11 protein-coding genes and 1 pseudogene are annotated in these 13,565 nt (G+C 49.9%); 7 read left to right on the top strand and 5 right to left on the bottom strand.

Annotation, left to right across the window (positions count from 1 at the left end):
• The first annotated feature begins 114 nt into the window (after positions 1 to 114).
• Positions 115 to 1,437, top strand: a complete 1,323-nt coding sequence (locus tag D515_RS19935; protein WP_002541104.1) for a Na+/H+ antiporter family protein — start codon at positions 115 to 117, stop codon at positions 1,435 to 1,437.
• A 64-nt stretch (positions 1,438 to 1,501) separates the two neighbouring features.
• On the opposite strand, the gene D515_RS19930 is transcribed toward D515_RS19935, so the two are convergent.
• A complete protein-coding gene (locus D515_RS19930; protein WP_002541103.1) occupies positions 1,502 to 1,840 on the bottom strand; it encodes a Grx4 family monothiol glutaredoxin in 339 nt (112 codons plus the stop codon).
• A 261-nt stretch (positions 1,841 to 2,101) separates the two neighbouring features.
• Here D515_RS19930 and sodB point away from each other — a divergent pair, with 261 nt between their 5' ends.
• A complete protein-coding gene (gene sodB / locus D515_RS19925; RefSeq protein ID WP_002541102.1) occupies positions 2,102 to 2,686 on the top strand; it encodes a superoxide dismutase [Fe] in 585 nt (194 codons plus the stop codon).
• Positions 2,687 to 2,810: 124 nt separating this feature from the next.
• Here the strand turns inward: sodB and asd are convergent, their stop codons facing one another.
• On the bottom strand, positions 2,811 to 3,929 hold the full coding sequence (asd, locus tag D515_RS19920; RefSeq protein WP_039850385.1) for an aspartate-semialdehyde dehydrogenase: 1,119 nt from the start codon (positions 3,927 to 3,929) through the stop codon (positions 2,811 to 2,813).
• Between the two features lie 577 nt (positions 3,930 to 4,506).
• On the opposite strand from asd, the gene nhaC reads away from it, so the two are divergent.
• The 5 genes and pseudogenes from nhaC to D515_RS19895 form a co-directional block, all read left to right on the top strand.
• Positions 4,507 to 5,949: a Na+/H+ antiporter NhaC gene (gene nhaC / locus D515_RS19915; RefSeq protein WP_002541100.1), complete on the top strand. Its 1,443-nt coding sequence runs from the start codon at positions 4,507 to 4,509 to the stop codon at positions 5,947 to 5,949.
• Between the two features lie 299 nt (positions 5,950 to 6,248).
• Positions 6,249 to 6,974, top strand: coding sequence for a nucleoside recognition domain-containing protein (locus tag D515_RS19910; RefSeq protein ID WP_002541099.1), 726 nt, complete (start codon positions 6,249 to 6,251; stop codon positions 6,972 to 6,974).
• Entirely contained in the window at positions 6,974 to 7,435 is a 462-nt protein-coding gene (locus tag D515_RS19905) for a YjiG family protein (protein ID WP_002541098.1), read from the top strand. Before D515_RS19910 ends, D515_RS19905 begins: the two co-directional genes overlap by 1 nt.
• Positions 7,436 to 7,510: 75 nt before the next feature.
• Positions 7,511 to 8,635, top strand: coding sequence for a M20 family metallopeptidase (locus tag D515_RS19900; protein WP_002541097.1), 1,125 nt, complete (start codon positions 7,511 to 7,513; stop codon positions 8,633 to 8,635).
• Between the two features lie 702 nt (positions 8,636 to 9,337).
• Positions 9,338 to 10,447 (top strand): annotated as a pseudogene (locus D515_RS19895) (M4 family metallopeptidase); the annotation flags it as partial.
• Between the two features lie 74 nt (positions 10,448 to 10,521).
• Here the strand turns inward: D515_RS19895 and D515_RS19890 are convergent.
• The 3 genes from D515_RS19890 to D515_RS19880 are packed head-to-tail and all read right to left on the bottom strand — an operon-like array spanning position 10,522 to position 13,521.
• On the bottom strand, positions 10,522 to 11,925 hold the full coding sequence (locus D515_RS19890; RefSeq protein ID WP_002541095.1) for a TRAP transporter large permease: 1,404 nt from the start codon (positions 11,923 to 11,925) through the stop codon (positions 10,522 to 10,524).
• Complete coding sequence (locus D515_RS19885; RefSeq protein ID WP_002541094.1) at positions 11,922 to 12,479, bottom strand: TRAP transporter small permease; 558 nt, start codon at positions 12,477 to 12,479, stop codon at positions 11,922 to 11,924. Before D515_RS19885 ends, D515_RS19890 begins: the two co-directional genes overlap by 4 nt.
• A gap of 55 nt (positions 12,480 to 12,534) precedes the next feature.
• Positions 12,535 to 13,521 carry a TRAP transporter substrate-binding protein gene (locus tag D515_RS19880; RefSeq protein ID WP_002541093.1) on the bottom strand — a complete coding sequence of 329 codons (987 nt, stop codon included), beginning with the start codon at positions 13,519 to 13,521 and terminating at the stop codon, positions 12,535 to 12,537.
• Positions 13,522 to 13,565 lie beyond the last annotated feature (44 nt).

The raw sequence follows: 13,565 nt of genomic DNA, 5'->3' as shown, positions 1-13,565 counted from the left end.
CAATCCAATTCCTTTCAAATTCCCCTCGACAATGTAAAAAATATCAGCAAACTGTGATCTTCGTCTTTTTGGGATAGATTTTGCCCCGTTGGGTGTCTGTAGGGATAGGAAGTAATGAATCCAGTTGTTATTGCTGTTTGCGTGATGCTGGCGTTGGCACTATTAAGAGTCAACGTGGTGGTTGCGCTAACATTTAGTGCCGTCTTGGGCGGTATGGTCAGTGGTCTAACACTGCCCGAAACCATTTCTGCGTTTGAAGGTGGCTTAGGTGGTGGAGCAACCATCGCGCTGAGTTATGCCATGTTGGGAACCTTTGCAGTAGCGATTAGCCGCTCCGGCATCACGGATCTTTTGGCGCAATCCGTTGTTAAAAAGCTGAACGGCAATGAGAACCAAAATGCCTCCGCGGCGCTGAAATACATGGTGCTTGTGGCTCTTGGCCTGTTGGCAATCTCGTCTCAAAACGTGATTCCTGTACACATTGCGTTTATCCCTATAGTGATCCCTCCTTTGCTGCATGTGTTTGCCAAGCTGAATCTTGACCGTCGATTGGTGGCTTGTGTGCTGACCTTTGGCTTGATCACCCCTTATATGGTGTTGCCTGTCGGTTTCGGCGGCATTTTTCTGAACAATATTCTGCTTAAGAATTTGCACGATAACGGTTTGGATGTCGTTGGAAGCCAGGTACCTCAAGCCATGTTGTTGCCAGCGGCTGGTATGTTGTTTGGTGTGTTGGTTGCAGCCTTTATCAGCTATCGTAAGCCTCGTCAGTATTCTGAGGAGAAAATTCTGGCTGCAGAGCCTGAAAAAGCAGAGTTCAAACCGCAGAATATTTTGGTTGCTGTGATTGCTATCGCCGCCGCACTGGGTGTTCAGCTCACCACTGGATCTATGATTGTCGGTGCACTGGCTGGCTTTATGGTGTTTACCTTTGGCGGTGTGATTAAGTGGAAAGACACGCAAGATGTGTTCACCCGTGGCGTTCACATGATGGCGATGATTGGTTTTATCATGATCTCTGCAGCAGGTTTTGCAGCGGTAATGAAAGCGACTGGCGGTGTAGAAACACTGGTTGCATCGCTGGCATCCACCATTGGTGACAACAAACCGCTGGCGGCGCTGTTGATGTTGGTTGTTGGCCTTCTGGTCACTATGGGCATCGGTTCTTCGTTCTCAACGATTCCAATTATTGCCACCATTTACGTGCCACTGGCTTTGGCGTTTGGCTTCTCACCGATGGCAACCATTGCCTTGGTAGGCACTGCGGCGGCCTTGGGTGATGCGGGCTCTCCCGCTTCGGATTCAACCTTGGGCCCAACTTCAGGTCTGAACGCCGATGGTCAGCACGAGCACATCTGGGATACCGTGGTGCCAACATTTATCCACTACAACCTGCCGCTGATTGCGTTCGGTTGGATTGCAGCGATGACGCTGTAACCAGAGTGACAGATACAAAAAAGCCGCTGTTTTGTCAGCGGCTTTTTTATGAGAAGAAAAACGCTTAGCTGTTTTCTTCCGCGTCGCGGCGTGCTGCTGCGTTTTTGATTAATGGCTGAAGCTCACCCTTCTGGAACATTTCCAGGATGATGTCACAACCGCCGATCAGCTCACCATCAATCCACAGTTGTGGGAAAGTTGGCCACTGCGCGTAGATTGGCAGCTCAGCACGGATATCCGGGTTTTGCAGGATATCAACGTACGCAAATTTCTCACCACACGCCATCAGCGCTTGGCTAGCCTGAGAAGAAAAGCCACAGCTAGGCAGCTTCGGCGAGCCTTTCATGTAAAGCAGGATTGCGTTCTCTTCAATCTGCTGTTTGATTTTATCAATAGTTTCCATTACTTCCTCGAACACCAAGTGTGATGATGACAACGATTCTAACTGTGTTAGCGATGGAAAAAAACGCCTAAAATCTCTAGGGTCAAAATCCGCCGCTTTTTTTAAAATTATTCTTTTAATAAAGTAAAAACTTGCTAAACTGTTTCGCAGTCGGTCTATAAGTAGATTCGTTCACTTATGGGTACTACCTAGAGTGTACGACAAATCTACAGGAAGCAATAATGTCAGGGGGCGACCCCGCCTATCATGGAGAATCGAGTAATGGCATTTCAACTACCAGCTCTTCCTTACGAGAAAAACGCGCTTGAGCCACACATCTCTCAAGAGACTCTGGAATTCCACCACGGTAAACACCACAACACTTACGTTGTTAAGCTGAACGGCCTGATCGAAGGTACAGAGCTTGAGAACAAATCTCTGGAAGAGATCGTTAAGACTTCTACTGGCGGTGTTTTCAACAACGCAGCGCAAATCTGGAACCACACTTTCTACTGGCACTGCCTGAGCCCAAATGGTGGCGGCGAGCCTACTGGTGATGTTGCAGATGCAATCGCTAAATCTTTCGGTTCTTTCGAAGAATTCAAAGCGAAATTCACTGATTCAGCAATCAACAACTTCGGTTCTTCTTGGACTTGGCTGGTGAAAAAAGCTGACGGTTCTCTGGATATCGTTAACACTTCAAACGCAGCAACTCCGCTGACTGAAGACGGTGTAACCCCACTGCTGACTGTTGACCTGTGGGAACACGCTTACTACATCGATTACCGCAACCTGCGTCCAGACTACATGAATGCGTTCTGGGCACTGGTTAACTGGGAATTCGTAGCACAGAACCTGGCTGCTTAATTCCAAGTTAAACGCTTAAGCATTGATAGATACCTCGCCTCGGCGGGGTATTTTTTTGCGTGTTTACTAGGGGCACAAAAAAGCCGCTGTAGTCAGCGGCTTTTGTTCAATCTGAAACTAGTCTTTACGCCACTTCAGAAAGGATGATGCGTAGTGTACGACGCAGCGGCTCAGCTGCACCCCAAAGCAATTGGTCACCCACGGTGAATGCGTTGAGGAAGTCGTTACCCATCGCCATCTTACGCAGTCGGCCAACAGGAACAGACAGTGTACCGGTCACTTTGGTTGGAGAAAGCTCTTGCACCGTGATATCACGCTCGTTCGGGATCACTTTTACCCAATCGTTGTGTGATGCGATGATGCTTTCAATTTCATCCATTGGTACATCTTTCTTCAGCTTCAGTGTCAGTGCCTGGCTGTGACAGCGCATCGCGCCGATACGCACACAAGTACCGTCGATAGGTACTGGGCTATCTTGAATACCAAGGATCTTGTTGGTCTCAACCGTCCCTTTCCACTCTTCTTTGCTCTGACCGTTTTCACGTTTCACGTCAATCCAAGGAATCAGTGAACCTGCCAGCGGAGCGCCGAACTCAGACGTTGGGAAATCACCAGAACGCATGGTTTCAGCAACCTTGCGGTCGATATCCAGAATAGATGTCGCAGGGTTTGCCAGATCCATGCTGACAGCGTCGTTGATGGTGCCCATCTGGGAGATAAGCTCACGCATGTTTTTCGCGCCTGCACCCGATGCCGCTTGATACGTTTGCGCAGTCATCCACTCAACCAAGCCTTCTTGGTACAGACCACCTACTGCCATCAGCATCAGGCTGACAGTACAGTTACCACCCACATAGGCTTTGGTGCCTTTGTGAATGCCTTCTTGAATTTGTTTGAAGTTCACTGGATCCAGTGTGATGATCGCGTCATCTTTCATACGCAGCGTAGAGGCCGCATCAATCCAGAAACCTTTCCAGCCGGCCGCTAGCAGTTTTGGATATACCGCTTCGGTGTAGCTGCCACCCTGACAGGTAATGACGATATCCAGCGTTTTCAGGCTTTCGATATCGAATGCATCTTGCAGCATTCCCGCATCTTTGCCGTAATTTGGCGCTGGGATGCCTACTTGAGAGGTACTGTAGAATACTGGCTCGATAACGTCGAAATCACCTTCTTCTACCATGCGTTGCATCAGTACGGATCCAACCATACCGCGCCAGCCGACTAAACCTACTCTTTTCATTCGCACTCACACTCCTTGTAATAAAATTCTCCGCCTATATTGAAAAGTCACAACACAAATAACAAGCAAAAACTGCGCTTATTTGTATCGGCAAAGAACTAAAAATAAATCGTAACGGACAAAGGGCACAACGGGCCACAATAATGCGACGCACTGCAAGGGTACAGAGAGATCCTTAAGGCGTTTTTAGACAGCGGATGGATCAAAACAATGTGTCTTCAGTGAGGGCATCTCGCCGTGACGGAATATTAACGCTATCGCGTCATGCCAAGGTGATCAATGTAACAAATATACAAACATCAGTAAAACGAGAACCAAACAGTAGCACGCCAATCCCGCCAACAGAAACATCACACCAAAATAACGTCCCGTCACGTGCGATAACATCCCGTGCGCAAAGGTCACAGAAACTAAAATACTTGTTCCCCGTACTCACCCTCTTTCGATAAAGTACCCGCCGCCGCCAGGAAGGTAGCTTTCAAGCCCATAGCCAGTGTTCACTTCACTACCCTCTGCCAACAGGCAATAGGTATCTCAGGCAGGAGCCACAGGGCCAAACTCAAAAAAGGTTTGAACTATGCAAAGACACCCGGTGCGACTTCCTTCTGTATTCCAAGTATTCGCAGCGTTAGGTCTGTTCCTGTTAATGGCGTTTTCTTTTACCGCCCAACTAGACCTGCCTATCCAGCTTGCTCTCTACATTGGCTGGTTCGTGATCATCGGACTCGGCATCAAGCTGGGACACAGCTACAAAGAGTTAGAACAAGCTGCCACCCAAGGCATCGCTAATGGTCTCGGCGCTGTTTTGATCTTGTTGGCAGTTGGCGCTCTGGTCGGCACCTGGATAGCTGGCGGTATCGTTCCAACTATTATTTACTACGGTTTAAAGGCGATTCACCCTTCTATTTTCCTCGCCGCGACCATGATTATCTGTTCGCTGACTGCATTGGCAACCGGCACGTCCTGGGGCGCTGCAGGTACTGCAGGCATTGCGATGATGGGGATTGGACAGGGCTTGGGCGTTCCCGCCCCCGTGACTGCAGGCGCTGTGCTTTCAGGCTGTTACTTTGGTGACAAGCTGTCACCACTTTCTGATTCCGTGATCCTCGCGTCTTCCATGTCAGGCGTTGAAATCGTCGAGCACATCAAAGGCATGCTGCCTATCGCGCTTATCAGCTACATCATTACTGGCATTCTCTTTACTACGCTGGGTCTGCACTATGCGGGTAATGTCGATATGGCTCAGGTGAACGATGTGATTCTGGCGATGGAACAGCAGTTCGTGATCACCCCGTTGAGTTTTGTGCCTGTGGCGATCGTACTGGTATTGCTGGCGATGCGCTTACCCTCATTCCCGGTGATTTCTCTGGGCTCTGTGCTTGGTATTGTCTGGGCCATCGTGGTTCAGGACATGAACCCACTGACAGCGATGAACACCGCTTGGGCACCTTTCTCGATTGAGTCTGGCGTCTCTTTCATTGATGCGATTTTGAACCGCGGTGGTATGGAATCCATGCTGGGTTCTGTAGCGGTGATTGTGTTTGGTTTAGGTTTCGGTGGTCTTCTAGATAAAGTAGGCGTGCTGGAAACCATCGCCAAGCTATTCGAGCGGAAGGTAGAATCTGCAGGCAGCTTGGCAACATCCACAATCGGTACTGCCTTCCTGGGTAACGTGTTTGGCTCTGCCATGTATGTGTCACTGATCCTGACTCCTAAAATTTGCGCCAAGAACTACGATCGCCTCGGTTACCAACGCAAGAATCTGTCACGTAACGCCGAGTTCGGCGGCACACTGACTTCGGGCATGGTGCCTTGGAGCGACAACGGTATCTATATGGCAAGCATTCTGGGTGTTGCGACGCTTTCCTACGCGCCGTTCATGTGGCTGAGCTTCGTGTGCATTATCGTCACTATTCTGACTTCTTATATGGGGTGGTTCGTTGACCGCTGCCCACCAACCACCCAAGCATCAGAACCAGCAAGCGAAGACAGTCGTGACGCTGTTGCGCAGAAAGCCTGACTCTGAATGATTTTATAAGGTGCCTCTCGAGGCACCTTATTTGTCCATAAGTGCGGTTGTAAGACGGATTTACCACCGCATTTCATAGTGGCGATAAATGTTTTCCCAAAATAGAAATCTACCGATAACGGCAGTAAAACAGGTTCGCAACACCAAAACCCGACTCAGATCTCATATCACTGCAAAACTACCAGCGTCCTATATTTTCTGTAGCACGGATTGATTCCAATCAAGTTTCCCCTCCCCCGCGCAAGCACAATCAATGCGTTCTTTTATTTCAAATTTTTTGGGGAAACTTCATGTCCACTCCTGCGCAACAGGCGCGCAAAGTCACCATCGGCAGCTACATTGCCCTCGCCTTTGCCGTCGTATTCTTTTCGGGTCTGCTTCAGTCCAACCAATGGTATGGCATCTTTGACTTCACCACGCTGAATGGCTCATTCGGTAGCGTGGTTTATGATGTGAATGAAACTGCTGAAGGCGTGGAAGCAGCGACCACGTCTCTGCGTGGTAAAGGCGGTAGCGGTGCACGTGATGGTTTCCTGTTCGCGTTGACGCTTATCCCAACTGTGATGTTCGCACTGGGCATGATTAACGTGCTGGAGCACTACGGTGCACTGGATGCTGCACGCAAGCTCCTAACCCCACTTCTCCGCCCACTCATGAATATTCCAGGCAATACTGGTCTGGCACTAATTGCTTCCCTGCAAAGTACTGACGCGGGTGCAGCCATGACCCGTCAGCTCAAAGATGAAGGCCAGCTCACCAAACGCGAAACCGATATCTTCACCATGTTCCAGTTCTCCGCGGGTGCCACCATCGTTAACTTTTTCTCTTCCGGTGCCGTGCTCTTCACCTTAACGCTGGCTGATGGCTCTATGGCCGTCACCTCTTCAATTGGCCTCGCTGTCGGCGTGATGTTCATTTTCAAAATCGTAGGCGCAAACCTGTTCCGCGTTTACCTGAACATCACTGAAGGCAAAGAAGATAAAGCAGAACAAGCGATGACCGAGGAGAAAGCATAATGAGCGTTGCAAAGAAGCCGATGGTAACTGACATTTTCGTTGAAGGCGCAAAGAAAGGCTGGACCATCGCGACCATGTCCACCGTGCCAAACGTTCTGATGGCCTTCGTGATCATCAAGGCACTGCAAATTACCGGTGCGCTGGATGCCATGGGCACCCTGTTTTCACCCATCATGGCAATCTTTGGTCTGCCGGGTGAAGCCGCCGCGGTCCTGATTGGTGCATGGATGTCAATGGGCGGCGCTGTGGGCGTAGTTATCACCCTGTTCGACCAAGGCATCTTGAACGGCGAACACATCGCAATACTGGCACCGGCTATCTATCTGATGGGTTCACAGGTTCAGTACCTCGGCCGTATCCTTGGCCCAATCGGTACTGAAGGCCGCTACATTCCAGTGATGATTTTCATCTCTGTGATCAACGCATTCGGCGCAATGTTCGTGATGAACATTCTGGTTTAACGACTTTTTTAAGGCACAGCATTCGCTGTGCCTTCTTCATTTGGGTCTTTTGCCCCCAGGAAAGCGGGAGATTTTATGAGTTTTGATTTGAATGCGTATCTGGAAGAGCTGCGCCCACTGATCAATCTGGATTGTGGCACTTTAACGGTCGAAGGCATCGAAAAAGTGGCAGACATGATGGCCGCAAAGTATGAAGAAATGGGTGGCTGGCACATTAAACGTGTTGATTGTGGCAAGGCGGGTTCTGGCCTGGAAATCCGCAACAAGCCTGAAAACGACGTGATTGATCTGATGCTGATTGGTCACATGGACACGGTATTTCCAGTCGGCACCGCCGCTGCCCGACCAATGAGTGTTGATGAACAACGCGCATACGGTCCGGGCGTGTCTGACATGAAATCCGGTTTGCTCAATGTGGTTTATGCCCTGCGCTCGCTCGATAAAGCCGTTCTCGACAAAATGTCGATTTGCGTTTGCATGAACCCTGATGAGGAAATCGGCTCACTGCACTCTGAAACCTGGCTCAAGTCGGTCGCGAAAGATGCGCGTACCGTGCTGGTTGCAGAAGCTGCCCGCGCTGACGGCTCGTTGGTAAAAGCACGCAAAGGCATGGCGCGCTACAAAATAACTTTCAAAGGCAAAGCGGCACACGCTGGTAACGAACCGCAAAACGGCCGCAGCGCAATTTCAGAAATGGCGCACTGGATTCTGGCTATCAATGCGATGACCAATTTTGAATCTGGCACCACATTGAACGTGGGCGTGGTTAACGGCGGCGCTGGTGCAAACATCGTTCCAGAACACGCAGAAGCGATTGTCGACGTCCGTTTCTGGGATAACGACGAATACGCCGATATCGACCAAAAAATCCGCGTTCTGACCGAGAGCCCTTTCATCGAAGGTGTATCAGTTGAGCTTGATCGCCAAGCTTACAAGCCTTCTATGGTGCCAAGCGAAGAAACAGAAAGCCTGATGGCAATGGTTGAGGAAACTGGCCGTGAACTGGGCATGGACATTACCTGGCAAGCGGTGGGTGGCGGATCAGATGCCAACCTGACGGCAGTGCTGGGTGTTCCTACACTGGATGGTCTAGGTCCTATTGGCGCAGGTTTTCACAGCGACGAAGAATATCTGTTACTGGAGTCTATCGAACCACGTATCGAACTTCTCAAACGCGTGATCACAAAGCTTTCAGCCTGATTAACCACTCTAAGTTATTGATTGAAAAGGCGAACCTATACTCGCCTTTTTGTTTAAATTTTTTTGCGCTTTTCTTGCATAGCTAAAACACTTCTCCAGCCTATTTTTCCTTTCTGCATGCTTACCCTGCTCACTTTTCATTTTAGGGTCAGTTGAAAATCATCGTGCAACGATTTGCCTAACTTCATCATCACCACGCCGCGACTCCCGCCCAGAACACCAGATATTGATTAATTTTCTTGAGATTAATTCCGAAACCACAGGTGCAAACAGTGAAAAGTGAGCCACGGTTAAGGAGATCTATATCGCATCAATGGAGTGAATTTTAAGATGTACAAACTAACCCTAATCAGTGCTGCGCTAATCATGATGAATGGTTATGCCCAAGCAGCAGAAATATCGGTAAAAGCACCGAAAGGTTTAGCACTAGGGAAAGCAGTGGGTGCTAGCGGCGACTACCAGTTCAAAAAAGGGAAATCATTCCTTACCGCGAAAAAGTCAGAGAAAGTGAAGGCAACCCCCTCTTTTAAAGGCGTTCGTTTCTATAACAGCCACCTCATCGTCGAATCCTCTGGTGAAAGCCAAACTATCTCAGGCAACCTACCCACTCTGCCAACAGGCTTTGATGTACGACCCTCTCTCACTGAAGGGCAGGCTATTGCAGCCGTTGCCAAGGCTTACCAAGGCGCGCCAGCGGGACATAAAGATGTTGAATTAATCATTCTAGATGAGGGGGAGAACTCTCGTCTGGCATATCGCGTGTCCTTTATGCTGGGTCACAATGGTGCTCTTTATCGCCCTGCTGGCTTGGTCGACGCCCATACAGGCGAAGTCATCCGACACTGGGACGAGCTGATGACAGCGAAAGGCGGTAAACCCGGCAAGCCCGGAGGTGGTGGTGGCGGAGGTGGTACACCTGTACCATATAGCGCTACAGGCCCCGGCGGTAATGAAAAAATCGGTCAATACTATTACGGCTCAGATTTCGGCAATCTCGATGTTCAGGAGTCATCCGGTGTTTGTGTGATGGAGAATGACAACGTCCGCACGATCAACATGAACAACAAGACCCGGGGTGGAAGCACCCATTCGTTCAGTTGCCCGGAAAACACCTACAAATACGCGAATGGTGCGTATTCACCCGCGAACGATGCACACTTCTTTGGTGGTGTTGTCTTCAATATGTACAAAGACTGGTATAACACCGCGCCGTTAAGCTTCCAGCTGACCATGCGCGTTCACTATGGCCGAAACTACGAAAATGCATTCTGGGATGGCCGCGCCATGTCGTTTGGTGACGGTCAGTCATTCTTCTATCCACTGGTAAGCCTTGATGTTTCCTCCCATGAAGTGAGCCACGGTTTCACAGAACAGAACTCTGGTCTGGAATATCGCGAGCAGTCAGGCGGTATCAATGAAGCTTTCTCAGATATCGCGGGGGAAGCGGCTGAGTTTTACATGCGAGGACGCAATGACTGGTTGGTAGGCTATGACATTCTCAAGGGTGATGGCGCACTGCGCTACATGATTGATCCCACTCAGGATGGCAAATCTATTGGCCACGCCTCTAATTTCCAGGCGGGCATGGATGTGCACTCCTCATCCGGCGTCTACAACCGCGCTTTCTACTTACTGGCAAGCACAGCAGGTTGGGACACGAGAAAGGCGTTCGATATCTTCGTACGTGCCAATCAGACCTACTGGACACCCACGTCTAACTACAATCAGGCCGCCTGTGGCGTCGAAAGTGCAGCCGCTGATTACGGTTACAACGTAGCAGAAGTGACCGCTGTGTTTAACCAAGTCGGCGTTCAATGCGTTAACTGAAGAAATTTCGGATAATACAAAGGGGCGTATAAACGCCCCTTTGTTTTAGTACTCATTGGCTAAGATTTATAACCCCTTAAAGAATCGAGATAATCTGGCAGGAACAGCGAGATCTGCGGAATGTAGGTGATCAAAATCAAGAAGAACAGAAGCAGACCTAACCAAGGCAGTGCAGCTTTGATCGCCCATCCCATACTCTCTCCTGTTATTCCCGCTGTCACAAACAGGTTGAGTCCTACCGGTGGCGTTAGCATCCCAATCTCCATGTTAACCACCATGATGATGCCAAGGTGAATGGGGTCGATACCCAACTGCATAGCAATCGGAAACAGAATAGGCGCCATGATCAGCAAGATAGCGGATGGCTCCATAAAGTTGCCCGCAATCAGCAGCAGGATATTCACCACAATCAGGAAGCCCCATGCCGGTAACCCCCACGCCACGATGGTTTCTGCAATCGTGTGTGGAATACGCTCCGTCGTCAGCACATGGGCAAACAGCATGGCATTGGCGATGATAAACAGCAGCATAATGCTGACTTTCGCCGCATCGCGCACCACTTGGTTCACTTCCTTGTCAGTGAATGATTTCACCATCACCAAAGGCAATGCAGCAAAGTTACGCAGCAACATGGAAACGGTGCTTTCACCTTCCTTACGCCAAGGCGTGTTTTTCAGCGGACCAATGTCACGATAGCCCCAAACACTCACCAACCAGGCGTATACCGCAGCCACAGATGCCGCTTCGGTCGGACTCGCGACACCGCCGTATATTGACCCCAGCACGATGATGATCAGCATCAGTCCGCCCAGTGCATGCAGGAAAGAGCGTGAGAGTGCAAACACGCCGGGGAATGGTTGTGCTGGCAACCCTTTGATGCGCGCAACGATGTAAATCGCAATCATCAAAATGCCGCCCATCATCAGGCCAGGAATGAAACCTGCCATAAACATGCGAGACGCCGACACCTCAGTCGCAGCCGCATAAACCAGCATCACGATGGAAGGCGGGATCAAAATACCTAGCGTCCCCGCATTGGCAATAACACCTGCTGCGAACGCTTTTGGATAGCCCGCTTTCACCATACCCACGATAACGATCGAACCGATCGCTGCCACCGTGGCAGGAGAGCTGCCGGATACCGCCGCAAACAGCATACAGGCCATCACAGACGCCATAGCCAGACCGCCACGGATATGACCGACGGAATCAATCGCGAAATTGATAAGCCTGCGTGCGACACCACCTGTCGACAGGAACGCGGAGGAAAGGATGAAAAACGGAATAGCCAACAGGGTGTAGTGTTCGCTGGTTGCTTCAAACAGCTTGAGCGCAATTGAAGCCAGCGAGTCATTGGAAAACATCAGAATGGTTGCGACGCTCGACAAACCCAGCGCAATCGCGATGGGCATGCCCATGAACATACAGAGGAATAGCAACCCAAATAATACGGCGATGGTCATTTGTTTTGCTCCTCCCGGCTTTCCATTTCCCTCGTCACCTCTTCAGCGAGGTGCATGCTCTCTTTGGCTTCGTCGACCAAACCAAATCCCGCACGAGTACCCGTCATCACTTCATAGCCAATGGTCAGGACACGTAACGTCAACAGTCCAAAGCCCAACATCAAGCAAGACATGGCTTTCCATTTCTCAATCGGCAAGTCTTCCATTTCAATGCCAATCATTTTCATTTTGCTGAGATAAACCCACGACCCATAAATAAACAGTCCGCAGTAAACCAAGCAAAACGCAAGTGCCACCAGCGTGACCATTTTTTGCATGCTGGGTGAAAGGTGTTTGATGGCAGCATCCACACCAATATGTGCGCCTTCACGCAACCCCCAGGATGCGCCCATCAAAACCAGCCAAGCTGACAGATAAAGCGTCAGCTCTTGAGCCCAGAGCAAACCCTCGTTGAAAAAGAAGCGAAGAATCACTTCAAAAAACACCAGCAGTGTCATTGTCACCAGAAGCAGGCCAATCGCTCCTTCTTCGAAACGGTGTAACAACTTAACCATTTGGAACTCCCGAATAAAAAAGCCCGGAACGCTTAAACGACCGGGCTACTGCAATTTACTGGTTTGAAGCAACAGCGGCTTCAATCACCTCTGGACCAATTTCATCCTGGAATTCGGTCCATACAGGCTTCATGACTTCAACCCACTGCTGACGTTCAGCATCTGTCAGGGTAATGATTTCGCTGCGGCCTGAATCCAGAATATTCTGACGGTCTTTCATGGCTTTATCGTTGGCAATGGCGTTACCGTGTGCAACTGCTTCGTCCAGTGCTTTTTTCAGTACCGCTCGGTCGCCATCTGGCAAATCATTCCAGAACTCCATCGAAGTCGTCACCATGTAATCCAACACGCCGTGATTAGATTCGGTGATGTATGGTTGCACTTCGAAGAACTTCTTGGAGTAGATGTTTGACCAGGTATTTTCCTGTCCATCAATCGCGCGGGTTTGCAGCAGGGTAAAGACTTCTGAGAAAGGTTTCTTCAGCGGCACAGCTTCAACTGCCTCAAACTGGGCTGCCAGCACATCTGAACTCATGATGCGGAATTTCTTACCGTCTGCATCCGCAGGCACACGCAGAGGATCGTTAGCAGACAGTTGCTTCAAACCGTTGTGCAGATAGCCAAGACCAATCAGACCCTTGCTGTTCACCGAAGAAAGCAGTGCCTGACCGGCTGGGCTTTGTTGGAAACGGTCCACCGCTTCCATGTCCTTAAACAGGAATGGCAGATCGTAAACCTGCAGTTTTTTAGTGTATTTCGAGAACTTGGAGAGAGAAGGGGCAATAAACTGAACATCTCCAAGCAGCAGCGCTTCCATTTCTTTACCGTCGCCAAAAAGCTGAGAGTTTGGGTAAACCTCAACCACATACTTGTCGCCGATGCGCTCTGCAACCAGATCGCGGAACTTCAGCGCCATTTGGCCTTTTGGCGTATTTTCAGCCACCACATGTGAAAACTTGATGGTATCCGGTGCTGCCTGCACACCTGCGCTCATACCTGCGCATAGCGCCAACACTGAAAACATCGTCGTTAGCTTTTTCATAGCTTTTCCTCTTCATTCCTTGTGTCGTTATGTCCCAAACACAT

This window comes from Grimontia indica, from assembly GCF_000333895.2.
Classification (GTDB): Bacteria; Pseudomonadota; Gammaproteobacteria; order Enterobacterales; family Vibrionaceae; genus Enterovibrio; species Enterovibrio indicus.
Note: the sequence above shows the minus strand (reverse complement) of the source record. Positions and strands in the feature narration are given on the sequence as shown.